This is a genomic window from Lysobacter sp. KACC 24251, assembly GCF_057747755.1.
In genome coordinates this window covers 2,312,536-2,335,022 of the sequence record NZ_CM173222.1, presented here as the reverse complement: position 1 = coordinate 2,335,022, position 22,487 = coordinate 2,312,536, and the positions used below count along the sequence as shown (strand labels likewise).

Here is a 22,487-nt window from a genome sequence, read left to right as displayed (position 1 = left end):
GCTCGAGCATTGCGCTTGGCGCGTGGTCACGTTACACTGCGCGCCCTCTCGCCGGGTTGTTGTGGCGACGGGCGGTTAGCTCAGCGGTAGAGCACTACCTTGACATGGTAGGGGTCACAGGTTCGAACCCTGTACCGCCCACCAATTTGGTGACGGAACGGCGTGATCCCTCGGGGTCGCGCCGTTCTGCTTTGGGGTGCGGCCCTTCGACCTGCGCTTGTTCTGCGGGCACGGCGGATCAAGGGGAGGGGCTGACAGGGCCCGCCCGTTGACTTGCTGCCAGCGCTGCCCAACCATAGCTACATCCCGACCGTGCAGGTCGCTGCAGCAGTCCAGGTGGCCCGCGCCAACCCGCCGGCCGAGCGTGTGACATGAGCACTACCACCGCCCATCGCTGACGTTCGCGAGGCCCCGCATCCCAGCAGGCGCCCTCGTGGCGCTTTTTTGTTGCGGCGCCGCGTTTGCTTCACGCGCGATGCCGCCGCCGCGCGCCTTCGCGCTGGCACCTTCCTACTTACGCTTCCCAGAGTTGCAAATCATGATTGCCATTACCCTTCCCGACGGCAGCCGCCGTGAATTCGACCATCCCGTATCGGTGGGCGAGGTCGCAGCCTCCATTGGCGCCGGACTGGCCAAGGCCGCCCTAGCCGGCAAGGTCGACGGCCAGCTGGTGGACACCAGCTTCCGCATCGACCGCGACGCCGAGCTCGCCATCATCACCGACAAGTCGCCCGAGGCGCTGGACGTGCTGCGCCACTCCACAGCCCACCTGCTGGCCCAGGCCGTACAGCGCCTGTTCCCGGGCGCGCAGGTCACCATCGGCCCGGTGATCGACAACGGCTTCTATTACGACTTCGCCTACGAGCGCCCGTTCACGCCCGAGGATCTGCCGGCCATCGAGGCTGAGATGCAGAAGATCGTGAAGGAGGCCCTGCCGGTCAGCCGCAGCGTGAAGTCGCGCGATGACGCGGTCGCGTTCTTCAAGGACATGGGCGAGGCGTACAAGGCCGAGATCATCGAGTCGATCCCGGCCAACGAGGACCTGTCGCTGTACACGCAGGGCGAGTTCACCGACCTGTGCCGCGGCCCGCACGTCCCAGGCACCGAGAAGTTGCGCGCGTTCAAGCTGATGAAGGTGGCCGGCGCGTATTGGCGCGGCGACCATAACAACCAGATGCTCAGCCGCATCTACGGCACCGCGTGGCTCAATGACAAGGACCTCAAGGCCTACCTCCACCAGTTGGAGGAGGCCGAGAAGCGCGACCACCGCAAGATCGGCAAGGCCCAGGACCTGTTCCACCTGCAGGAAGAGGGCCCTGGCCTGATCTTCTGGCACCCCAAGGGTTGGTCCATCTGGCAGGTGGTCGAGCAGTACATGCGCAAGGTCTACCGCGACAGCGGCTACCAGGAAGTGCGCTGCCCGCAGATCCTCGACGTGTCGCTCTGGAAGGCCTCCGGCCACTGGGACAACTACAAGGACAACATGTTCTTCACCGAGTCCGAGAAGCGGACCTACGCGGTGAAGCCCATGAACTGCCCGGGCCACGTGCAGGTATTCAACTCCGGCCTGCACAGCTACCGCGATCTGCCGATCCGCTACGGGGAGTTCGGCGCCTGCCACCGCAACGAGCCCTCGGGCGCGCTGCACGGCATCCTGCGCGTGCGCGGCTTCACCCAGGATGACGGGCACATCTTCTGCACCGAGGACCAGATCGAGCCCGAGGTCCGCGCCTTCCACCAGCAGGCGCTGGGCGTATACGCGGCGTTCGGCTTCAGCGACATCCAGATCAAGATCGCCCTGCGCCCCGACTCGCGCCTGGGTGACGACGCCACTTGGGACAAGGCCGAGGACGCGTTGCGTTCGGCCCTGCGTGCCGCCGGCGTGGAGTGGGAGGAGCTGCCGGGCGAGGGTGCCTTCTACGGCCCCAAGATCGAGTACCACCTGAAGGACGCCATCGGCCGTACCTGGCAGCTGGGTACCATGCAGGTCGACTTCATGATGCCGGGCCGACTGGGCGCGGAATACGTGGATGAGCACAGCCAGCGCCGGCACCCGGTAATGCTGCACCGGGCCATCGTCGGCTCGATGGAGCGCTTCATCGGTATCCTGATCGAGCACCACGCCGGTCATTTCCCGGCTTGGCTGGCCCCGATCCAGGCCGTGGCCATGAACATCACCGACGCCCAGGCCGATTATGTGGCTGAGGTCAGGAAAACCCTTGCAAATCAAGGCTTCCGGGTCGAGGCCGATTTGCGGAACGAAAAGATCGGCTATAAGATTCGCGAGCACACCCTGCAGCGAGTGCCGTATCTGCTGGTCGTTGGCGACCGCGAGCGGGACAATGGCGAGGTGTCCGTGCGCACGCGGGGAGGGGAGGATCTGGGGACGATGTCCGTTGCCGATTTCGCCTCGCGTTTGCAGGGTGAAGGCGCGTACTAGGCGCCGTGTGTAAGCTATAGGCCCGTCCCGCCGGAGTGCGGGGCGTTACGATCCATTCCGGAGATTGCAACATCAGTACCCCCGAAAAGCCCAACCGCAAGAACCAGGAGATCCGCGTACCGCGCGTACGCGTGATTGGTAGCGATGGCGAAATGATCGGCGTGCTCTCGCGCGACGAAGCGCTGCGCATGGCCGAGGAAGAGGGTTTGGACCTCGTCGAGATCCAGCCCAACGCGGATCCGCCGGTCTGCAAGATCATGGACTTCGGCAAGTTCAAGTTCGAGATGCAGAAGAAGGCGAACGAGGCCAAGAAGAAGACCAAGCAGGTCGAGATCAAGGAACTCAAGTTCCGGCCCGTGACCGACGAGGGTGACTACCAGATCAAGCTGCGCAACATGCGCCGCTTCCTGGAGGAAGGCGACAAGGTCAAGGTCAACATCCGCTTCCGTGGCCGAGAAATGAGCCACCAGGAACTGGGTCGCGAGATGGCATCGCGGATCGAGGCGGATCTGGGCGAGGACATCGTGGTCGAGTCGCGGCCGCGGTTGGAAGGTCGCCAGATGGTCATGATGATTGCGCCGAAGAAGAAGCAGTAACCCTTCAAGGGGGAGGGCGGCGGCTACCGGGTGTTCCGGGCAGTCGCTCCCCGATACTCGCTTGGTGCCCGAAACACCCGGTAGCCGCCTCCAAGCGCTCCGGGTGTTTCTGCTTTTTCTCCGGTATTGGGGAGAGGGTGTTTGCTGCTCTCGGGCGCACAGTCGTCCGGATTGGGTGAGGGTGGGCGTCAAACACAAGTGCATACGGCCGAGGGCTGGTTTGCGTGGCTTTGCTCTCCCCCCGCCAGCTTGGCGATTGCAGTCTTTCTTGCCCTTGCCCTTGCCCTTGCCCTTGCCCTGCTTAGGCTCTTGCTCGCCCATCAGTCGCGGGTAGGGGTGGGGGCGCCCCTCGGGTGTTTCGGGCACCAAGCGGATATCGGGCCGCGACTGCCCGGAATACCCGAGGGGCGCCGCCCTCAGCCCGCCCGGCCGAGACGCCTTTGATTTCAAAGGGAAAGATTGCAATCCCCCACCACCCCCGCCATAATGTGCGGCCCGCTAACCCGGGATTGTTGTACGCAGTAGCACGGACCCGTCGGGGTCTTCCTTGGAAGATCAACGACTTATAGCCGGCAAGGGCAGGACGGAAAGCGTGGCGAAGGCCACCGCCCAGGCCAGTGACCAACATCCGAAAGGACATCGCAATGCCCAAGATCAAGAGCAGCCGTGCGGCAGGCAAGCGCTTCCGCAAGACGGCATCCGGCAAGTTCAAGTGCGGCCACGCCAACCGCAGCCACATTCTCACCAAGAAGGCGACCAAGCGTAAGCGCAACCTGCGCCAGACGAACCACGTCCGTGCGGAAGACGCCGGTCGTATCACTCGCATGCTGCCGTACGCCTGAGGAGAACTGAGAAATGGCACGAGTCAAGCGTGGCGTGCAAGCGCGCCGTCGTCACAAGAAGATCCTGAAGGCCGCGAAGGGCTACTACAACGCCCGTCGCAAGGTTTTCCGCGTCGCCAAGCAGGCGGTCACCAAGGCGTTGCAGTACGCCTACATCGGCCGCAAGCAGAAGAAGCGCAATTTCCGTTCGCTGTGGATCACCCGCATCAATGCGGCTGCCCGCATCAACGGCATGAGCTACAGCCGCTTCATGAACGGCCTGATGAAGGCCGGCATCACCCTGGACCGCAAGGTGCTGGCGGACATCGCCGTGCACGACGCCGACGGCTTTGCCGCCCTGGCGGAGAAGGCGAAGGGCGCGCTCGCGGCGTAATTTGTCGCAGGCCGCGGACGGTGGTGCACTCCGGTGCCGGTCCGGCCGCAGGTCGAAGACAATGAGGTACACGCATGGGGAAGGGCGCAAGTCCTTCCCCATTGCTTTTTGGGGCGCCGTGAACTGGCGCTGCCGACCGCGGTGCTGTCCCGTGGTTGGGCCCGCGCACTGGCGCGGGGCGGGCGAACGCCCGCAACGGGCAGCAGGAATTACTTGAGGTTCGATGGGACATGAGTGGAATCGAATCACTGACGCAGCAGGCACTGGCCGACATCGCCGCCGCTTCTTCGCCCGACGCGATCGAGGCGTTGCGCGTGGCGTTGCTGGGCAAGTCCGGCAGCGTGACCGCGCAACTCAAGGCGCTGGGCGCATTGCCGGCCGACCAGCGCAAGGCCGCTGGCGAGGCGATCAACAAGGCGCGTGACCTGCTGGGTGATGCGCTGGCGCAGCGCAAGACCGCGCTGGACGACGCCGCGCTCGATGCGCGCCTGGCCAGCGAGACCATCGACGTGACCCTGCCGGGCATCGACGGCGCGCGCGGTGGCCTGCATCCGGTGAGCCGCACGCTGGAACGCATCGTCGACATCTTCGGCCGCCTCGGCTTCGAGCTGTCCACCGGCCCCGAGATCGAGGACGACTGGCACAACTTCGAGGCGCTGAACTTCCCACCGCACCACCCGGCGCGCGCGATGCACGACACGTTCTACTTCGAGGATGGCCGCCTGCTGCGCACCCATACCTCGGGCGTGCAGGTGCGTTACATGCTCGACGCGGTGGCTGCCAAGAGCGGGCCGCCGCTGCGCATGATTGCCGCCGGCAAGGTGTACCGCAGCGACAGCGACCAGACGCATACGCCGATGTTCCACCAGGTCGAAGGACTGCTGGTGGACGAGCATGCGAGCTTCGCCGACCTCAAGGGCACGCTGGCCGAGTTCGTGCGCGCGTTCTTCGAGCGCGATTTCGAGATGCGTTTCCGGCCGAGCTATTTCCCGTTCACCGAGCCTTCGGCGGAGGTGGACATCGCGTGGCAGCAGGCCGATGGCAGCACGCGCTGGCTGGAGGTGTTGGGCTGCGGCATGGTCCATCCCAACGTGCTGCGCAATGTAGGCATCGACCCGGAGAAGTACACCGGTTATGCCTTTGGCTTGGGCGTGGAGCGCTTCACGATGCTGCGCTACGGCGTGGACGACCTGCGCAGCTTCTTCGAGAGCGACGTGCGCTTCCTGAAGCAGTTTGCGTAACGGCCAAAGGCCGCGTGGCGCGTCAACGCGCGATGCAGCCCGCCGCGCTGGGATGCACGGCCCCGGACCAGGTTGAAAGGTTGGCGGCTTCGGCTGCCGGACGGGCGCGGTAACCGCCGCGCCTTCGACGGAACCAGATGGATTCACGATGAAATTCTCCGAAAACTGGCTGCGCCACCATGTGCCGACCACCGCGACGCGCGATGAACTCGCCGCGACGCTGACCGCGATCGGGCTGGAGGTGGAAGAGGTCACGCCGCTGGGCGAATCGCTGGACGGCGTGGTCGTGGCGCAGATCGTCAGCGCCGAGAGGCACCCGGAAGCCGACCGGCTGCAGGTGTGCCAAGTCGACACTGGCAACGGTACGGTGCAGATCGTGTGCGGCGCGCCGAATGCGCGTGCGGGCCTGAGGGCGCCGCTGGCGCAGGTTGGCGCGGTGCTGCCGGGCGGGATCAACATCAAGGCAGCCAAGCTGCGCGGCGTGGAATCGGCCGGCATGCTGTGCTCGGCCAAGGAACTGGGCATCGATGCTGACGCGTCGGGGCTGCTGGAACTGCCGGCCGATGCGCCGGTGGGCACGCCGCTGGCCGACTACCTCGGCCTGCCGGATGCCAGCATCGAGATCAAGCTCACGCCCAACCGTGCCGACTGCTTCGGCGTGCGCGGCATCGCCTATGACGTGGCGGCCGCGTGCGGCGGCGAAGTCGCGCATTTCGACGCGACGCCGATGCCGGCGCTCAACAACGAAGCACTGGCGATCGAGCTCAATGCCGGCGCGGATGCACCGCGCTATGTGGGTAGGGTGATCGAGGGAGTCAACGCCGCGGTCAGCACGCCGGTGTGGATGGCCGAGCGCCTGCGCCGCAGCGGCATCCGCCCCGTCTCGTTCCTGGTGGACGTGACCCAGTACGTGATGATTGAACTCGGCCAGCCGATGCATGCCTTCGATCGCGACCTGCTGCAGGGCCCGGTGGGCGTGCGGCGTTCGCGCGCGGGCGAGGCGCTGAAGCTGCTCGATGGTCGTGACGTGACCCTGGATGATCAGTTCGTGGTCATCACCGATGCCGACCGCGCGGTGGCGCTGGCTGGCGTGATGGGCGGCTTCGATACGCGCGTCACCGATACGACGAAGAACGTGTTCCTCGAATCGGCGCACTTCGCCCCTGCGGCGATCATCGGCCGCGGCCGCAAGCTGGGCCTGCACACCGATGCCGGCCACCGCTTCGAACGCGGCGTGGACCCGGAGCTCCCGCGCATCGCGATGGAGTATGCGACGCGCCTGATCGTGGAAGTCGCCGGCGGTGCGCCGGGCCCGGTGGTCGAAGCGACGCTGGCCCAGCACCTGCCGCGGCCGCAGCCCATCGTGTTGCGGCGTGCGCGTCTGGCGCGCGTGCTGGGTCTGCAGGTTTCCGATGCCGAGGTGGAGCGCATATTGCGCGCGCTTGGCCTGACGGTGGAGCGGCTGGCCGCGCTCGACGGCGCTGCCGCGATCCCGAGCGGAGTCGGCGTTGCTGACGGGGCTGGCGACGCGGACGCCACGGCGAGCCGGATGGCGGGCGACACTGACACGACCCAGGCTGTGCAGGGCTGGCGCGTCACTGCGCCGACCCGCCGCTTCGACATCGCCATCGAAGAAGACCTGATCGAAGAGATCGCCCGCATCCACGGTTACGACCGCATCCCGACCACGCTGCCGGCCGGTGCCGCGCGGCTGGTGGCGCCCACCGAGACCCGCGTGGATGAGCCGACGGTGCGCCGCCAGGTCGCCGCGCGTGATTTTCTGGAGGCCATCAACTACGCGTTCGTCGACGAGGCGCTGCTGGCCCGCTGGGGTCTGGTCGAAGGCGTGGTGCCGCTGGCCAACCCCCTCAGCGCCGAGCTAGGCGTGATGCGCCCCTCACTGCTGCCGGGCCTGGTCGCTGCACTGGGCCGCAACGTGGCGCGCCAACAGGGCCGCGTGCGCCTGTTCGAGCTGGGCAACGTATTCACCGCCGACGGGGCGACGCCGTGGGTCGGCGGCCCGACCGCGCACGGCCACAGCGCCGGCGGGGGCGCGCCGCTGCATACCCAGCGCGTCGCCGCCGTGGCCTGCGGTGCGGCCGGCACCGAGCAGTGGGCCGCAAAGGCGCAACCGGTCGGCTTCCATGACCTGAAGGGTGACCTGGAAAGCCTCGCTGCGGTGGCGGGCGCACGGCTGGAATACCGCGCGTCCCAGCCGGGTTGGGCGCACCCCGGCCGCTCGGCCGATGTGCACCGCGTCGGCAACGATGGCGCCGCGGTCAAGCTGGGCTGGATCGGCCAGCTGCACCCGCGCCTCCAGCGCGCCCTGGACCTGGACGTGGACGTGGTCGCCTTCGAGCTGGACCTGGAGCCGCTGCTGGCCCGCGCCCTGCCGCGCGCCGGCGGCCAGTCGCGCTTCCCGTCCGTCCGCCGCGACCTCGCGTTCGTCGTGCCGGAAACGGTGGAATGGGGGGCGATTGCCGCCACCGTGAAGACCGCTGCAGGCCCGTCGTTGCGCGATCTGGTGCTGTTTGACCGCTACCAGGGCAAGGGCGTCGAAACCGGCTTCAAGAGTCTGGCTATGGGCTTGATTCTGCAGGAAGAATCGCGCACGCTCACCGATCAGGACGTGGACGCGGTGGTGTCGTCGGTGACCCAGGCCATCGATGCCGCCCACGGCGCCAGGATCCGCGGCTGACCGCCGCACGCAGCTGCAACACCGGTGGCCAGGCCCACGGCCGGGCCACCGTACACAGGGGAACGATGTGGCTTTGACCAAGGCTGAAATGGCCGAACGCCTGTTCGACGAAGTCGGACTGAACAAGCGCGAGGCGAAGGAGTTCGTCGATGCCTTCTTCGATGCGCTCCGCGAGGCGCTGGAGCAGGGCCGGCAGGTGAAACTGTCGGGCTTCGGCAACTTCGACCTGCGTCGCAAGAACCAGCGGCCGGGCCGGAACCCGAAGACCGGAGAGGAAATTCCGATTTCGGCGCGCACGGTGGTGACGTTCCGTCCGGGGCAGAAGCTCAAGGAACGCGTCGAAGCCTACTCTGGAGGTGTGAATGCTTGATCCCGGCAGCAACCGCGAACTCCCGCCGATCCCGGCCAAGCGCTACTTCACCATCGGTGAGGTCAGCGAGCTGTGCGACGTCAAGCCGCACGTGCTGCGCTACTGGGAGACGGAGTTCCCGTCGCTGAATCCGGTCAAGCGCCGCGGCAACCGCCGCTACTACCAGCGCCACGAGGTGCTGATGGTGCGCCAGATCCGCGGACTGCTGTACGAGCAGGGCTACACCATCGGTGGCGCCCGCCTGCGTCTGGAAGGTGAGTCGGCGAAGGACGAGTCCGCGCTGAGCTCGCAGATCATCAAGCAGGTGCGGATGGAGCTGGAAGAAGTCCTGCAGTTGCTCAAGCGCTGAGCAAAAGCGGTTATACTTTCCGGCCGTCGCAAGACGGCACATTGCAGGTTCAGTCGGGGCGTAGCGCAGCCTGGTAGCGCATCTGCCTGGGGGGCAGAGGGTCGTCGGTTCAAATCCGGCCGTCCCGACCAACTTGCACATCGCAAACAGCGGCCTTCGGAGCGATCCGGGCCGCTGTTTTCGTTTGCGCGTTCAGGTCTGGGCAGGGGTGGCTCGCGGGGGCAAGAGCGTGGAGGTCCGTGGGTTGAACTTTCACACCGACCGGCGTGTCAGACCGGGCTTCATGGATAGAAACAAGGAGTTCTCATGCGGACCATCGGATGTTTGGTGTTGTTCTGCATAATTCTGGCGTCGGGGGCCGCGGTGGCACAGTCAAGGACCGCGCAGCCGGACTCCCCGACCGCAACGAACTCGCCGTTGCCGATCGTGGACGCGGCCCCTGTGCCGGTGAATGGCCTCAAGGCCGGACCGGGACTGTGGCAGGTGCGCAACGGTGACAACACGCTGTGGATCTTCGGCACCGTGTCGCCCATACCCAAGGGGCTGGAGTGGTATTCGCCGCAGGCCGAGCGCGCACTGGCGCGCAGCACGCAGATCATCGGCGCGCCCAGCGTGGGCGTGTCGGTGGGTATGGGGGGCATGTTCCGCGCGGCGTTCGCCATGCCGACGCTGCTCAAGGCCCGCAAGAACCCCGACGGCAAGACGTTGCGCGAGGTGTTGCCCACGCCGCTGTATGCGCGCTGGTCGCAGTTGCGCCAGCAATACCTGCCGAACGACGACGACATCGAGGAGTTCCGCCCGTCCTTTGCCGCGAGCAAGCTGTATGTGGCGGCGTTGGAGCGCGCGGGCCTGGTCAGCGCCGGGGCGGTGTACGAACGCATCGGCGAGGTGGTCAAGAAGCACGACGTGGAACGCGTCAGCACGTCAGTGAAGACCGAGGTGCGTGACGTCAAGGGGGCGGCCAAGACCGTCATCCGCTCCCAGGTCGACGAGACCGGCTGCTTCCGCGAGGTGCTGGATGCGCTGGAAACCGACGTGGCACAGGCGACGCTCCGCGCCAACGCCTGGGCCGAGGGCGACGTGGCCACGCTGACGGCGCTGAGCGAACGCAGTGCGCGCCGGGAATGCGATGAGACGTTCTTCGCCAGCGAGCTTGCCGCGGAACTCGGACTTGCCGATGGCCGGGCCCGCACGGAGGCGCAATGGCTGAAAGCCGTGGACACCGCGCTGGCGCGCAACCGCGATACCTTCGCGGTGTTACCGGTGGGCTCGATGCTGGGTGACACCGGTTGGTTGACGCGCCTGCGTGCGCGGGGCTACGAGGTGGTCGCGCCGGAGTGAGCGCGAGGCGTCCACGACCCGCCGCGGGTGCCAGGTCCGGTCACAGGCCTCGAGCCTGTGCTGACGGATCGAAACACAGCGGCGCCCTGTAGTGGGCCGCCCGTGCGCCCGTCGCGCGGTCAGCCCGCCGCGCTAAGGCTGGAGGTCGTGAGATGCGGCCAGCGCGCCCGGATGGACGCGCGAATGCCTGCCGCGTCGAGGCCAGCCTCGGCAAGCAACTGTTCGCGGCTGGCGTGGTGCTGGAACGCATCCGGCAGGCCCAGATGCAGGATCGGCAGGGTGACGCCTTCGGCCGCCAGCAACTCGGCGACGCCGCTGCCGGCACCACCGGCCACCACGTTGTCTTCCAGGGTGACGAAGCCGTCGTGGGTCTTCGCCAGCGACAGGATCATGTCGCGGTCCAGCGGCTTGACGAAGCGCATGTTGACCACGGTCAGGCCGAGGTCCGCACCGACCTGTTCGGCCGCCGGGACGATGGCGCCGAAGGCGAGGAGGGCGACGCCCTGGCCGTTGCGGCGCACCTGCGCCTTGCCGATGGGCAGCGGCTGCAGTTCCGCCTCCACCGCCACGCCGGGACCGGTGCCACGCGGATAGCGTACCGCCGCCGGGCCCGGGTACAGGTGGCCGGTGGTGAGCATCTGCCGGCATTCGTTCTCGTCGGCGGGCGCCATCACCAGCATGTTGGGCACGCAGCGCAGGTAGCTCAGGTCAAGGTTGCCGGCATGGGTGGCGCCGTCCGGGCCGACGACGCCACCGCGATCGATCGCGAACAGCACGTCCAGTTCCTGGATCGCGACGTCGTGCACCAGCTGGTCATAGCCGCGCTGCAGGAAGGTGGAGTAGATGGCGACGACGGGCTTGGCGCCCTCGCAGGCCATGCCCGCCGCCAGCGTCACCGCATGCTGCTCGGCGATGGCCACGTCGAAATAGCGCTGCGGGTATTCCTTGCTGAAGCGCACCAGCCCGGAGCCCTCGCGCATCGCAGGGGTGATGCCCATCAGCTTGGCGTCGGCGGCGGCCATGTCGCACAACCAGTCGCCGAACACGTCGGTGTAGGTGGGCTTCTTCGCGCCACTCTTGCTGACCATGCCCTCCGCGGGGTCGAAGGGGCTGACCGCGTGGTAGCCGATCTGGTCGCCTTCGGCGAGCTCGTAGCCCTTGCCCTTGGTGGTGATGATGTGCAGCAACTGTGGGCCTTTGAGGCCCTTCAGCGTCTTCAGCGCTCCAACCAGCGCGCCCATGTCATGACCATCGATGGGGCCGGTGTAGTGGAAGCCCAGTTCCTCGAAGAAGGTGGACGGCAGGACCATGCCCTTCCACTGCTCCTCCCAGCGCTTGACGAAGCGCGCCGGTGCGCCGTGCTTGTCGCCCAGCAGCTTCTTTCCGCCCTCGCGGATGGCGTTGAGCGTGCGGCTGCCCGACAGGCGCCCCAACATGCGGGTGACGCCGCCGACGTTCTCCGAGATCGACATCTGGTTGTCGTTGAGGATCACCAGCAGGTTTGGCTCGATGCCGCCGGGCTCGTCGCCCATGCCGCCGCCGTGGGCGAGTGCCTCGAAGGCCATGCCACCGGTGATCGCGCCGTCGCCGATCACTGCCACCACCTTGCGCTCGTCACCCATGCGCTGCAGCGCGATCGCCATGCCCAGCGCCGCGGAGATGGAAGTGGAGGAATGCCCCACGCCGAAGGTGTCGTACTCCGACTCCTCGCGCTTGGGGAACGGCGCCACGCCGTCCTTCTGCTTGACCGTGTGGATGGTGTCGCGGCGACCGGTCAGGATCTTGTGCGGGTAGGACTGGTGGCCGACGTCCCAGACCAGGCGGTCGACGGGTGTCTCATACAACCAGTGGAGGGCCACGGTCAGCTCGATCACGCCCAGGCCGGCGCCGAAGTGGCCCCCAACTTTGGCGACCTGCTCGATCAGATAGGCACGCAGTTCATCGGCGATCGCCGGCAGTTCCGATTCGGGGAACTGGCGCAGGTCGGCAGGCAGGGCAATGCGCGACAGGCGCGGGTAGCGTTGCGGATCGATCATCACGTCGCAGTTTGACGGTTAGCCTGTCATTGTCCCGCGACGCCGGAGGTCGAGCAAGGCGTACCGCCCCGTATGTCGGGGCGGTGGACGGATCAGCGTCCGCGCAGGCGCCCGAACAGCCCGCCGGACTTGCCCAGGTCGGGCTCCGGCTCCGGCTCGCGGTAGGGCTCGGCGAAGCCGGTGGCCAGGCTGGCGTTGACGAAGTCGTTCACTTCCTGGCGGGTGACGCCGCTGGCGTCGGTGATCTCGGCCAGCGTCGCGGGACCCTTCATCATCACCGTGGCGATGCGGAAGTGCTTGGGGAACTCGCGCTCGGTCTGCGGCCACTTGGTCAGGCGATAGCGGTCGCCGGGGTCGAAGCCGGACATCAACGTGCCGTTGCCGGACAGCAGGCCGCCAAACCACACCAGGCGCGACAGGGGCTGTGCGCCACCCTGGGCGGCGGTGTCGTGCTCCCAGGCGGCATCGTTGACGGGTTCGAAGCTGTCCCGGCCCATGCGCTGGCCGAACAGTTCCGCCAGCGGCTTGAGGGATGCCGGCCCGTAGTAGGTTTGCAGGTCGTTGTCGATCAGCACCGACAGGTGGCCGCTGCGGACCCGGCAGCGCCCCCGGAGCTCCCCGGACGCGAGCCAGCCGGCGAGCGTGGTGGGCGCTGAGGCGGCTGCAGGAGTGGCGGTGTTCGTGGCGGCAGCAGGGCCGCCAGCCGATGGTGCCGCAGTCGCAGTCGCAGTCGCCCCCGGGGCGGCTGCGGGAGTGATCCAGGCCTGTGGCAATTCCTGCGCGACAGCTCCCGCGGCGACCGGAGCCTCGACGGCCGCATCCGCGATCGCCACGGACGGGGGTGCGGCGGCGGCTGGCTGGGCCGGGTGCGCCGAGGGAATCGACGATGCCAGATCGGTGAAGAATTCCGGCGACGCCTCGTTCAGCGGGCCGCGCGGGGCGGCTTCCCGCGGGGCTTCCACGGGTGGCGCAGCTTCGATCGGCTGGCCATTCGCCGCGGCGATTTCGCATAGCACCGCACGCAGGCTATCGGCGGTGAACGGCCGCTCCAACCGGAAATCCGCCTGGGTGCGCGCGGAGGTGGTCAACCCGATGACGGACTTGTCCGCGGCATGCAGGCGCAGCCAGCTCATCGGCCCGTACAGGGTGTCCATGTCGACGAGGACGAAAGCCGCTTCCTGCTCCGGCACGAGTTGCCAAGCCGCGCCGATATCCGCAGTGGCGGCGGAGAACGCGCTCTTCAGTGCGGTTTCGGTGTCCGGGTCCATCCCGGTCAGGCCGAGGGTCAGCAACATCGTTTCACCCGTTACGGATTGATTCAGGCGAGTGTTGCGGAGGCAGTCGCAATCGTCAACGCGCGCGTAGCGTCGCAAATGTGCCCGGGTGGGCACTTTGCCCGGTCACTGTCACATTTGGGACCGCGCGTTGCGCGGAAGCTGGTTCTTCAGGAAGGCCATCTGGTCGGCCAGGATGTTGCGGTTGGACAGGATCAGGTGCTCGATCCAGCTGGGTCGATAGGGCACCGCCAACAACGGCATGTTGGCCTGTTGCGGGGTGCGGTTGCCCTTGCGCGAGTTGCACTGGAAACACGCGGCTACCACGTTTTCCCAGATGTCGCGGCCGCCCTTGGATACCGGCATCACGTGGTCGCGGGTCAGGTGCGCTCGGCCGAAGCCACTGCCGCAGTACAGGCACAAGTAGCCGTCGCGGGCGAACAGGGCGGGGTTGGTCAGTGCCGGGCTCGGCGAGAGGGCGCGCGCGTGGGCATGCCCTCGCGCAGCCACGATGGGATGGAGGGCGATGACGCTTCGCTCGCCGCTGAGACGACAGATGCCGCCATGCACTTCCATGCACGGATCGCCCAGCGTCCAGGCGACCGCGTCGCGGGCATACAGGCACGCGGCGTCCTGCCAGTTGATCCAGTCGAGTGCGCGGCCGTGCGCGTCCAGCGAGAGCAGGCGGACGGCGTTGAGTTGTTCGAGGGGGTTGCGCGGGACAATGCGCGGAGTGAAGCGAGGACCATCCGGATCACGCCAGCCGTGGTCGGCCAAGGTGCCGGATTGGACAAGGCGCAGTATCGCTCTGTCGGTCTCCATTGGAGATCAAGGATATACGCCTTTGGTGACGATTTCGCTACCCCCGGATTACGGCGGGCGCAGGTTCGTTACGGCGGCGCGGAACAGAGAGACCCTGATCCGCGCCGCTTGCAAGCGCGCTCAGGCGTCGAACGCCTCGGCGGCGAGCGTCGTCAGCGTTTCGGCACCGCTTTCGATGGCGGCGGCATGGGTGAGCGTGCGCGGCAGGATGCGCCCGAAATAGAAGCGGGCGGTTTCACGCTTGCCGGCCTTGAACGCCTCAGACTGTGAAGATGCCTCGCTGGCGGCCACGCTGCGCGCCCACCAGTAGGCCAAGGCCACGTAGCCTGAATACATCAGGTAGTCATAGGCGGCCGCACCGATCTCCTCCGGGTTGGTGGCGGCCCGCTGGCCCACCTGCAGGGTGAGCTGCTGCCACTGCGCCGCCTTCTCGCGCAGCGGGCCGATGTACTCCGCCACGGCGGCGTTGGCTTCATTGTCCTTGCAGAACTGCTCGACCAAGCCAAGGAAGGCACACAGGCCGGTACCCTTGAGCTGCATCACCTTGCGGCCCAACAGGTCGAGCGCCTGGATCCCGGTGGTGCCTTCGTACAGGGTGGTGATGCGCGCATCGCGCGCCAACTGCTCCATGCCATGCTCGGCGATGTAGCCGTGGCCACCGAAGCACTGCACCGCGTGGTAGGTGCACTCCACGCCCCACTCGGTCAGGCAGGCCTTGACGATGGGAGTGAGGAACCCGGCAAGCGCATCCGCCTGCTCGCGCTCCGCGGGATCGGTGGCGGCGTGTGCGATGTCCAGCTGCAAGCCTGCGTGGTACGACATCACGCGGCCACCTTCGATCAGCGCCTTGCAGGTCAGCAGCATGCGGCGCACGTCGGGGTGGACGATGATCGGGTCGGCTGGCTTGTCCGGGAATTGCGGACCCGAGAGGGCGCGCATCTGCAGGCGTTCACGCGCGTAGCGCAACGCGTTCTGCTGCGCGCGCTCGGACAGGCCCAGGCCTTGCAGGCCCACGCCCAGGCGCGCGGAATTCATCATGGCGAACATGGCCACCAGGCCCTTGTTCGGTTGGCCGACCAGGTAGCCCTCGGCGCCGTCGAAGTTCATCACGCACGTGGCCGAGCCGTGGATGCCCATCTTGTGTTCCAGGCTGCCGCAGCGCACCGCGTTGCGGTCGCCTTGGGCGCCATCGCGCGCGACCTTGAACTTGGGCACCACGAACAGCGAGATGCCCTTCACGCCCGCCGGGGCATCGGGCAGGCGTGCCAGGACCAGGTGGACGATGTTGTCGGTCAGCGCGTGCTCGCCGGCGGTGATGAAGATCTTGGTGCCGGTGATGGCGTAAACACCTTCACCAGTCGGATCGGCCTTGGTCTTGAGCAGGCCGAGGTCGCTGCCGCAATGCGGCTCGGTCAGGCACATGGTGCCGGTCCAGCGGCCGTCGACCAGCGGCTTGAGGAACACCTCGCGCTGCCAGTCCTCGCCAAAATGCAGCAGCGCTTCAGTGGCGCCGTGCGAGAGCAGCGGGAAGTTGCCCCACGCCAGGTTGGCGGAGTTGATCATCTCCTTGAGCGGGAAGCCGAGCGTCTGGGGCATGGCCTGGCCGCCGAACTCGACGGGCGAGGTGAGGCCGGTCCAGCCTCCTTCGACGAACTGGTCGAAGGCCGGCTTGAAGCCCGTGGGCACGGTGACCTCCGCAGTGGCCTGGTCGAGCTTGCAGCCCTCGCGGTCACCAACGGCATTGAGCGGGGCGAGCACGGTTTCGGTGAATCGGGCGGCCTCCTCGAGGATCGCGTCGATCACGTCGCGGGAGGCCTCGTCGAACCCAAGGCGCGCGAACTGCGCATCGGCCCCGATCACGTCGAACAGGGCGAAGCGGATGTCGTTGAGGGGGGCTTTGTAGCTGCTCATGTCGGGCCCGATGGTCCAAGTGGTGTATGGCGGCGAAGGATCAGCGCAGCACGCCGGGCAGGCCCGGGGCGGGGCTCAGCGCGCTGCTGCGGTCGATCTTGAAGTTGCGTTGCCTGGCCTCGTCGGGCGTGGCGTCGACGGTGCCTTTGAGTGTGTATTCCACGCCGCGGCCAGCGGCGAGCGCATCGGCCACGGCAAGCTTGGCGGCGGCGCTGGGGGCGAGGGTGACGCTGACCACGTCGGCCGACTCCTTGCCGATCGACAGCGCCGGCTGCGCGGTCAGGCGGCCCGCATCCTGCCCGGCGACCGTCAGCGCCAGGTCGACGCGATCAAAGCGCATCCCGATGCTGCTGAAGTTCTCCAGGCGGAGGTCGGTGGCCCACTGGCCATCGGCCCGGACGGTGAGCTGCTGGATGCGCGCGGATGGCTCGGAAACGCGGCGCACGGGGCCGCTCGCGCAACTGGCCAACAGGGTGGCGCACAAGGCCACGCCGGTCCATCGCATCACCTTCATTCACTCGCTCCGCGGTCGGGGAAGTCGAGCATACTACGGCGCATGGTGCGCGCGGAGCAGGACCCACAGCTTGAACGGGGTCAGTCCAGCAGGCCCTTGCGCAGGGCGTAACGCACGAGTTCGGCGGTGTTGCGCACGCCGACCTTGTCCAGCACGCGGGCGCGGTGGTTCTCCGCGGTCTTGGCGCTGATGTCGAGCTTGCGCGCGATTTCCTTGGTGGTCAGGCCTTCGGCGATCAGATGGAAGACCTCGCGTTCGCGGGCCGTGAGCCGGCCGTAGGGGTCGTCGACGCCGCGGTCGGGGTTCTGCAACTGTTCGGCAAGGATCCGGGCGGCCTGCGGACCAAAGTGGCCGCGGCCGGCCTGCAGGTTGCGCACGGCCGCGAGCAGCTCGGCGGCGGCGCTGTCCTTGACCAGGTAACCGCTGGCGCCCGCGCGCACGGCCTGGAGCACGTACTCGTCCTCCTGGTGCATGGTCAGCACCAGCACGCGGGTGTTGGGCAGTGCTTCCTTGAGCCGGCGGACTACTTCGATGCCGTTGAGCCGGGGCATCGACAGGTCGGCGACGACGATGTCCGGGCGGCTGGCGAGGGCCTTCTCCACCGTTTCGATACCATCGGCCGCCTGGGCCACGACCTGTACGTCGCCCTCGGCCTGCAGCAGGCCGACGAGGCTCTCCCGGACCAGGGTGTGGTCGTCGGCGATCAGGATGCGGATGGGCCCCAGTGGCATGCCGCCACCCTGCGCGGGGTGCGGCGCGGCGTCAAGCGGCGGGTGGCGCCGCCAAGGGAACCGAGACGCGCACGCGGGTGCCGTGGCCGGGGGCGGACTGCACGTCGAACTGGCCTTCGTACAGGCGCACGCGCTCGCGCATGCCGCCCAGGCCGCTGCCGCCCGACTGCAGTGCAGCCGCGACGTCGAAGCCGTCGCCATCGTCGATGACCTGCAACTGGGCGCGGCCGCTGCGTTCCAGCAGCCGCACCAGCACGCTGGGGGCGTGGGCGTGCTTGATCGCGTTGTTCAGTGCTTCCTGCGCGACGCGGAACAGCAGGGTCTGCACCTCGTCGGCAAGTGGCGGCAGGGGAGCGAGGTCGAGGACGACGTCGACGCCGCTGGCCTCGGACTGCGCGCGTACCAGCCAGCGCAAGGCGGCCTCCAACCCCAGGTCGTCGAGGATCGGCGGGCGTAGCAGGCGCGAGAGGTTTCGGGTGTCCTCCAGCGTGTCGCCACACAGCGCGATGGCGGCGTCGAGTTGGGCGCGTGCGCCAGTGTCGTCGGCTGGCAGCGTGGTGGCCACCTGTGCCAGGCGATGCTTGAGGGCGGTGAGGTTCTGGCCGAGGCCGTCGTGCAGCTCCCGCGCCAGGCGGCGACGCTCGTCTTCCTGCACGCGCCAGACCGCCCGGCCAAGGCGGCGGAACTCACGCTCGTTGCGTTGCAGGCGGTCGAGCAGATCCTGGTACTGCAGCCTCAGTTGCGCGATGTCATCCATGGGGCGGCTCCTTGCCCGGTGCTGGCGGGAATGCCCCGCGAACGCCGGTTTCAAAGCTCGTGCGTAGCGCCGGGGTCAGGTGTTCGCGTCGCGCGGCCCAGGCGGCCTCTGCGTTTCGCGCCGCGCTCGCGGCGTCGGAGTCATCGATGGCGGTGAGCGCGGCGGCGCCCAGCGTGTGCAGCGGCGCGGCTTCGACATGGTCGCCCCTCCGCATTGCGGGGACCAGCTCGCGATAGATCGCCGCCGCCTGCCCGTGCTGCCGACGTGCTATCGCCTGTTGCATCGCCAGCCGCGCCCACTGCAGACGAAGCGGCAGGTGGCCCAGGGACGCCGAGCTGGCATCCAGCGAGGCGGCCAGCGGCGCATGGTGCGCCCCCTGCAGGGCGGCCTGCAGGATGAGGCTGCGAACGCCTGAGGCCTTTGCCAGTCGAGCCGCCTCCTGCAAGGCCTGGGTTTCATCGCGGTGGTCGCCACGACGATGAGACAGCTCCGCGCGCAGAACGGCGGCGATGCCGCGTTGTTCGGTGGATGCGGTGGCCAGGGATTCCGCCAGCGCAGCAAGCGTCGCGTGTGCTTCCTCATCGGCATACGCCGACAGTTGCGTCTGCACGCGCAGTAATCCGATGTCCACCAAGCCGCGGGCATCTTCTCGCTGGCGGAACAGGGCGCTGGCTTTGTCGGCATGCGCGACAGCATCATCGACATGGCCCTGCAGCAACGACAACTCTGCGAGGTTGCGCTCGCTGACTGCAGCCTCTTCCAGCATCTGCTGCTGCTCTGCCGTGTCCCGGGTCTGCTCGAACAGCCTGCGGGCCTCTGGCCACTGGCCGCGCGCCATGGCAACCAGACCCTGGTTCTGTTGGGCGCGGATGCGGCCGGTGTCATCACCCAGCGTGGTGCTGGCCGTCGCGGACTGCGCCAGGTAGGCCTGCGCGTCGTCGTAGTTGCCCAACTGGAAATGCGCAAAGCCAATATCGTTGAGCACCATGGCGGTGCCGCGCGGGTCGCCTACACTTTGCCATGTCTGCAGGGAGCGCCGGAACGCAGCCAACGCGGCGGGGTAGTCGCCGCGCTCTTCGGCGAGCAGGCCCAGTTCCTGCTCGACGGCGGCGAGGCCAGCCTGGTCGCCTAGCGCTTCATGCAGCTGGCGCGCCTGCTGCAGGTGCGTGGTTGCGTCCGCGAACTCGCCTCGCTGGCTGAGCGCTGAACCGAGGTTGCGCAGGCTGGTGGCCAAGCCACGCCGATTTCCCACGGTGCGCCGAAGTTCGACGGCCTTGCGATATTGCTCTTCGGCGTCGGCGTGTTGGCCCAGCCGCGCGTAGCCGATGCCCATGGCGTTGACGGTTTCGCCTTCGCCGAAACGGTTGCCGCTGCGCTTGTACAGCACCAGCGCGCGGACCAGGTAGTCGTCGACCGCACGCCGCGCGTCGCCCTGCAGGATGGAGAACTTGCCCAGTTCGAACCAGGCGCGCGGGTCATTGGGGTCGCGCGCGGTCAGGCGCTGCAGGCGCTCGGTCGCCGCCTTGAAGTCGCCGCCACCGCCGAGCGCGCGCGCCCATTGCAGTTCGGCATAGGTGTCGTCGGGCGTCGCCTGCAGGTGTGTTCGCCACAGGGAAGCGGCTGCCGGCGCATCGCCGTCGAGCATGGCGCGGTCTGCCTTGAGCCGTCGCGACACTGCAGTGGGCGCGGCGCCCAGCGCGGACTGGCCACGCTCAATGGCTTCGTAAGCCGTGTCCTGCTCGCCAATGAGCTGCGCCACTTCGGCTTGGGCCAGCCAGGCGGCAGTGAAACCAGGCGCCACTGCGGTGGCCTCGCGCCACCGCGCCAGAGCGTCGCCCGGAAGGCCCTGTTGCCACGCCGCGAGCCCGTCGCCGTACAAGTGCAGAGCGCGCGGATCGCCAGGCGCGGTCCACGCCACGGTCCCGGCTCCCAAGGCGGAAGCGAGCGAGCGATCTGCCAGCAGCGACTGCACTGCGGCGGCGGCACTGTTGCCTTTCGCCGTCGCCCGCACGGGCGTACCGCTGGTTCTGGTCAAGGTGGCGGTGGCTTGCCACGCTGTTTCCCGGCCGGTCACACCCACCTGCAGCGTCCGGTCTGCTCCGATGATTCGCTGCAGTGCCAGTGGGTCCAGGCGCGCGGTGCCGGCCGGGTCGAGCTGGCGCAGGGCCTGCTGGGTGCGATCCTCGTCAACCACGGCGACACCCGGGTTCGAGGCCAGCGCCAGGCGCAGCAGCGCGGCGAGCGCAGTGCGCTGCGCGGCATCCACCGTGCCGTCGGCGGATGCGACCGGCAGCACCAGCAGGCGGTGCAACGGTGCGATCGTGGCCACGCCCGCTGGCGCGGCACGTTGCGGCCACTGCCACACCGCGACGGTGCCCACGGCAGCGGCCACTACCGCCCACAGCACGATCCATCCCCCCCGGCCCAGACGCCACTCGCGCGGCACCTCGCGGCGGTCGATGGCGCGGATCACGTCGTCGGCCCGCTGCAGGCGGTGTCCGGGTTGGGGGCGCAGCAAGCGGTCCACCAGCCGCGCCAGCCATGGCGGCGTGTCGGGACGGTGGCGCGTGACGGGAGCGGGCGGCCGCACCATGCGCTGTGCCAGCGCCTCACTGACGGTGGCCCCCGCAAAGGGCATCCGACCCGTGAGCATTTCGTACAGGATGAGCCCGAGTGCGTACAGGTCGCTTCGCGCGTCGACGGTCTCGCCGCGCGCCTGTTCGGGAGACAGGTAGTCGGGCGTGCCGACCACGGCACCGGTCTGGGTCAAGCCTTGGCTGGCCAGTGAACGGGCCACGCCGAAATCGCTGATGTACGCGTTTCCCGCACCGTCCACGAGTACGTTGGCGGGCTTGAGGTCGCGGTGGATGACTCCGCGCGCATGGGCGGCGGACAGGCCTTCGGCAAGCTGGCGCGCGACCTTGATGGTGCGTTCGAGAGGCAGCGGACCCTCGCGATCGATCAGGTGGTCGAGGCCTTCGCCCTCGACGAGATCCATGCTGATCATCCACTGGCCATCGTGCCGGGCCAGGTCATGGATGCGGACCACGCGTGGGCTGGAAACCTGCCGCGCCATCAGCAGTTCCTGCCGGAAACGCTCGAAGGCGTCGGGGCGGCTCGCCAGCTCGGGGCGCAGTAATTTGAGCGCGACCGGCACGTCCAGTGCGGTGTCGGTGGCGCGGTACACCACGCCCATGCCCCCGATGCCGAGCATGGCCTCGACGCGGAATCGCCCGGCCAGCAGCGTGCCCGGCGACAGGTGCTGCAACGTCTGGATGCTGGTGGCGGTCGGCTGCGCCGGGTCGGTCATGGCGCCGCCTCCGCGTCATTGCGGTGCAGGACAGTGCCCCAGCGCGGGGCGCCCTCCAACGACTGCATGGCGCGGCGCGCGAGCAGCCACAGGGTCGCGCTTTCGGCGAAGGCAACCAGAACCTCGAGGTCGAAGTCGGTGATGGGTTCACCGGGCTCGCGACGGTCGGCGTAGATCGCGCCAACGGTGCGGCCATGGTCCAGCAGGGGGAGGCAGACCACGCTGTTCAATCCGCTGCCGGCCACCGAACGGCGGCGGGCGAGCCACGGCTCCAGATCCACGTGGTTGACCACCACGGGCTGGCCGCTGTCGAGGACCCGCTGGACTGCGCCCACGCTGCCGTGGAACGCGCTGGGATCCATCGCCGCCGCGGACAGCAGCAGGCTGGCGCACACGGCGAAATCGCCGTCGCTGGCCAGCAGCATGAAGCCGCGCGAGCAGCCGGCCAGCTCCACCACGCCGCGCAGCACGTCATCCAGCAGGGAGTCCGCGTCGTGCCGGGCGGCGATGCGGCGCGTGGCGGCCATCGACAGCGCACGCCGCTCCTGCTGGCGCTCGCGCATCCCGCGTGCCTGGGCATCGTCGAATATCTCGAACTCGCAGTGCACGTCGCCCAATCGCAGCCATGCGCTGCGCGGTAACGCCTGGCCGAGGGTGACAATGCCGTCGATGAACGTGCCGTTCTTGCTGCCCAGGTCATTGATTTGCCATTGGCCCGCGTCATCGACCAGCTCGGCATGCGCCCGCGACACCGACGGGTGGGCGAGCACCAGATCGCAGTCAGCGCCGCGGCCAATGCGCAGGCGTTGCCCCGGCTCGACCCAGCGGGTCAGGGCGGCGGCATCGGGCGGATAGACGATCAGGCGGACCGGCATGGCCCCA

Annotated in this window: 18 protein-coding genes and 2 tRNA genes; 11 read left to right on the top strand and 9 right to left on the bottom strand. The window is 68.1% G+C overall.

Features of this window, described 5'->3' with window-relative positions:
* The first annotated feature begins 69 nt into the window (after positions 1-69).
* The 11 genes from AC3ARF_RS10945 to AC3ARF_RS10895 all read left to right on the top strand — a co-directional run bounded on the left by AC3ARF_RS10945 (position 70) and on the right by AC3ARF_RS10895 (position 10,250).
* Positions 70-144 (top strand) — tRNA-Val (locus tag AC3ARF_RS10945).
* A gap of 394 nt (positions 145-538) precedes the next feature.
* The gene (thrS, locus tag AC3ARF_RS10940) at positions 539-2,440 is read left to right on the top strand and encodes a threonine--tRNA ligase (RefSeq protein ID WP_498927859.1); all 1,902 of its coding nucleotides are present in this window, start codon (positions 539-541) and stop codon (positions 2,438-2,440) included.
* Positions 2,441-2,511: 71 nt separating this feature from the next.
* Positions 2,512-3,036, top strand: coding sequence for a translation initiation factor IF-3 (infC, locus tag AC3ARF_RS10935; RefSeq protein WP_498931839.1), 525 nt, complete (start codon positions 2,512-2,514; stop codon positions 3,034-3,036).
* 644 nt (positions 3,037-3,680) lie between these two features.
* On the top strand, positions 3,681-3,878 hold the full coding sequence (gene rpmI, locus AC3ARF_RS10930) for a 50S ribosomal protein L35 (protein WP_036133974.1): 198 nt from the start codon (positions 3,681-3,683) through the stop codon (positions 3,876-3,878).
* Between the two features lie 13 nt (positions 3,879-3,891).
* Positions 3,892-4,251 (top strand): 50S ribosomal protein L20, encoded by a 360-nt coding sequence (gene rplT / locus AC3ARF_RS10925; RefSeq protein WP_144814634.1) that lies wholly within the window; start codon positions 3,892-3,894, stop codon positions 4,249-4,251.
* 230 nt (positions 4,252-4,481) lie between these two features.
* Entirely contained in the window at positions 4,482-5,492 is a 1,011-nt protein-coding gene (gene pheS, locus AC3ARF_RS10920) for a phenylalanine--tRNA ligase subunit alpha (RefSeq protein WP_498927858.1), read from the top strand.
* A gap of 148 nt (positions 5,493-5,640) precedes the next feature.
* The gene (gene pheT, locus AC3ARF_RS10915; protein WP_498927857.1) at positions 5,641-8,190 is read left to right on the top strand and encodes a phenylalanine--tRNA ligase subunit beta; all 2,550 of its coding nucleotides are present in this window, start codon (positions 5,641-5,643) and stop codon (positions 8,188-8,190) included.
* A 67-nt stretch (positions 8,191-8,257) separates the two neighbouring features.
* The gene (locus AC3ARF_RS10910) at positions 8,258-8,560 is read left to right on the top strand and encodes an integration host factor subunit alpha (RefSeq protein ID WP_498927855.1); all 303 of its coding nucleotides are present in this window, start codon (positions 8,258-8,260) and stop codon (positions 8,558-8,560) included.
* Complete coding sequence (locus AC3ARF_RS10905) at positions 8,553-8,909, top strand: MerR family transcriptional regulator (RefSeq protein WP_036133984.1); 357 nt, start codon at positions 8,553-8,555, stop codon at positions 8,907-8,909. The genes AC3ARF_RS10910 and AC3ARF_RS10905 overlap by 8 nt, the downstream gene beginning before the upstream one ends.
* A gap of 54 nt (positions 8,910-8,963) precedes the next feature.
* Positions 8,964-9,040 (top strand) — tRNA-Pro (locus tag AC3ARF_RS10900).
* Between the two features lie 295 nt (positions 9,041-9,335).
* Positions 9,336-10,250 (top strand): TraB/GumN family protein, encoded by a 915-nt coding sequence (locus AC3ARF_RS10895; RefSeq protein ID WP_498927853.1) that lies wholly within the window; start codon positions 9,336-9,338, stop codon positions 10,248-10,250.
* A 119-nt stretch (positions 10,251-10,369) separates the two neighbouring features.
* Here AC3ARF_RS10895 and dxs read toward each other — a convergent pair whose 3' ends face one another.
* The 9 genes from dxs to AC3ARF_RS10850 form a co-directional block, all read right to left on the bottom strand.
* Positions 10,370-12,286, bottom strand: coding sequence for a 1-deoxy-D-xylulose-5-phosphate synthase (gene dxs / locus AC3ARF_RS10890; protein WP_498927852.1), 1,917 nt, complete (start codon positions 12,284-12,286; stop codon positions 10,370-10,372).
* A 92-nt stretch (positions 12,287-12,378) separates the two neighbouring features.
* On the bottom strand, positions 12,379-13,581 hold the full coding sequence (locus tag AC3ARF_RS10885) for a hypothetical protein (RefSeq protein ID WP_498927850.1): 1,203 nt from the start codon (positions 13,579-13,581) through the stop codon (positions 12,379-12,381).
* A 111-nt stretch (positions 13,582-13,692) separates the two neighbouring features.
* On the bottom strand, positions 13,693-14,382 hold the full coding sequence (locus tag AC3ARF_RS10880) for an HNH endonuclease (RefSeq protein WP_498927849.1): 690 nt from the start codon (positions 14,380-14,382) through the stop codon (positions 13,693-13,695).
* A 120-nt stretch (positions 14,383-14,502) separates the two neighbouring features.
* The gene (locus AC3ARF_RS10875; protein ID WP_498927847.1) at positions 14,503-16,293 is read right to left on the bottom strand and encodes an acyl-CoA dehydrogenase C-terminal domain-containing protein; all 1,791 of its coding nucleotides are present in this window, start codon (positions 16,291-16,293) and stop codon (positions 14,503-14,505) included.
* A 40-nt stretch (positions 16,294-16,333) separates the two neighbouring features.
* Positions 16,334-16,807 carry an LEA/WHy family protein gene (locus tag AC3ARF_RS10870; protein WP_498927845.1) on the bottom strand — a complete coding sequence of 158 codons (474 nt, stop codon included), beginning with the start codon at positions 16,805-16,807 and terminating at the stop codon, positions 16,334-16,336.
* 80 nt (positions 16,808-16,887) lie between these two features.
* On the bottom strand, positions 16,888-17,538 hold the full coding sequence (locus AC3ARF_RS10865; protein WP_498927844.1) for a response regulator: 651 nt from the start codon (positions 17,536-17,538) through the stop codon (positions 16,888-16,890).
* 31 nt (positions 17,539-17,569) lie between these two features.
* Positions 17,570-18,295 (bottom strand): sensor histidine kinase, encoded by a 726-nt coding sequence (locus AC3ARF_RS10860; protein ID WP_498927841.1) that lies wholly within the window; start codon positions 18,293-18,295, stop codon positions 17,570-17,572.
* Entirely contained in the window at positions 18,288-21,605 is a 3,318-nt protein-coding gene (locus tag AC3ARF_RS10855) for a protein kinase domain-containing protein (protein WP_498927839.1), read from the bottom strand. Before AC3ARF_RS10855 ends, AC3ARF_RS10860 begins: the two co-directional genes overlap by 8 nt.
* Complete coding sequence (locus tag AC3ARF_RS10850; protein WP_498927837.1) at positions 21,602-22,480, bottom strand: FHA domain-containing protein; 879 nt, start codon at positions 22,478-22,480, stop codon at positions 21,602-21,604. The genes AC3ARF_RS10855 and AC3ARF_RS10850 overlap by 4 nt, the downstream gene beginning before the upstream one ends.
* Between the last annotated feature and the right edge of the window lie 7 nt (positions 22,481-22,487).

What these genes read in the sequence shown, in the direction of transcription:
- thrS (WP_498927859.1), top strand. Translation starts at nt 539, where the DNA reads ATGATTGCCATTACCCTTCCCGACGGCAGCCGCCGTGAATTCGACCAT.
- AC3ARF_RS10865 (WP_498927844.1), bottom strand. Translation starts at nt 17,538, where the DNA reads ATGCCACTGGGGCCCATCCGCATCCTGATCGCCGACGACCACACCCTG.
- rplT (WP_144814634.1), top strand. Translation starts at nt 3,892, where the DNA reads ATGGCACGAGTCAAGCGTGGCGTGCAAGCGCGCCGTCGTCACAAGAAG.
- AC3ARF_RS10870 (WP_498927845.1), bottom strand. Translation starts at nt 16,807, where the DNA reads ATGAAGGTGATGCGATGGACCGGCGTGGCCTTGTGCGCCACCCTGTTG.
- AC3ARF_RS10860 (WP_498927841.1), bottom strand. Translation starts at nt 18,295, where the DNA reads ATGGATGACATCGCGCAACTGAGGCTGCAGTACCAGGATCTGCTCGAC.
- pheS (WP_498927858.1), top strand. Translation starts at nt 4,482, where the DNA reads ATGAGTGGAATCGAATCACTGACGCAGCAGGCACTGGCCGACATCGCC.
- AC3ARF_RS10905 (WP_036133984.1), top strand. Translation starts at nt 8,553, where the DNA reads ATGCTTGATCCCGGCAGCAACCGCGAACTCCCGCCGATCCCGGCCAAG.
- AC3ARF_RS10855 (WP_498927839.1), bottom strand. Translation starts at nt 21,605, where the DNA reads ATGACCGACCCGGCGCAGCCGACCGCCACCAGCATCCAGACGTTGCAG.
- dxs (WP_498927852.1), bottom strand. Translation starts at nt 12,286, where the DNA reads ATGATCGATCCGCAACGCTACCCGCGCCTGTCGCGCATTGCCCTGCCT.
- pheT (WP_498927857.1), top strand. Translation starts at nt 5,641, where the DNA reads ATGAAATTCTCCGAAAACTGGCTGCGCCACCATGTGCCGACCACCGCG.
- AC3ARF_RS10885 (WP_498927850.1), bottom strand. Translation starts at nt 13,581, where the DNA reads ATGTTGCTGACCCTCGGCCTGACCGGGATGGACCCGGACACCGAAACC.
- AC3ARF_RS10880 (WP_498927849.1), bottom strand. Translation starts at nt 14,382, where the DNA reads ATGGAGACCGACAGAGCGATACTGCGCCTTGTCCAATCCGGCACCTTG.
- AC3ARF_RS10875 (WP_498927847.1), bottom strand. Translation starts at nt 16,293, where the DNA reads ATGAGCAGCTACAAAGCCCCCCTCAACGACATCCGCTTCGCCCTGTTC.
- AC3ARF_RS10850 (WP_498927837.1), bottom strand. Translation starts at nt 22,480, where the DNA reads ATGCCGGTCCGCCTGATCGTCTATCCGCCCGATGCCGCCGCCCTGACC.
- rpmI (WP_036133974.1), top strand. Translation starts at nt 3,681, where the DNA reads ATGCCCAAGATCAAGAGCAGCCGTGCGGCAGGCAAGCGCTTCCGCAAG.